The organism is Mesorhizobium sp. M1E.F.Ca.ET.063.01.1.1 (assembly GCF_003998155.1).
Classification (GTDB): Bacteria; Pseudomonadota; Alphaproteobacteria; order Rhizobiales; family Rhizobiaceae; genus Mesorhizobium.
This window is the reverse complement of record NZ_RZSC01001593.1, coordinates 1-462: the sequence shown is the minus strand read 5'-3', so window position 1 is coordinate 462 and position 462 is coordinate 1. Positions and strand designations below refer to the sequence as shown.

General features: G+C 67.5%; 1 protein-coding gene. It reads right to left on the bottom strand.

What is annotated here, in order from left to right:
- Positions 1 to 462: diguanylate cyclase (locus EOA29_RS39950; RefSeq protein ID WP_127222582.1), on the bottom strand; the 462-nt coding region annotated here is incomplete at both ends.

Genomic DNA, 462 nt, shown 5'->3' with positions numbered 1-462 from the left:
CCACCGTATCGGCCCCCTTGAGCAGCGACGACACGCCGACGCTGACGGTGACCTCGATCGCCTTGCCCTCATGGCCCATCGCAAACGGCAACTGGGCGATTTCGGCGCGGATGCGTTCCGCGACCTTTTCCGCCACCGCGCCCTCCGTGTCGGGCATCACCACCACGAACTCCTCGCCGCCGAAACGGCAGGCGAGATCGATGCCGCGCACGTTCTTGCGCAACCGCCGCGCGAACTCGCGCAGCACGTCGTCGCCGCCGTCATGGCCATGCGCATCGTTGATGGATTTGAAGCGGTCGAGGTCGGTGATCATCACCGACAGCGGACGCCGCCGCGCCACCGCGCGGTCGAACAGCGTCTGCAGATGGCTGTCGAGGTAGCGGCGGTTGTGCAGCCCGGTCAGCCCGTCGGTCACCGCCATCTCGATGGTCTGGGTGACGCTGGCGCGCAGCTGGTCGTTGT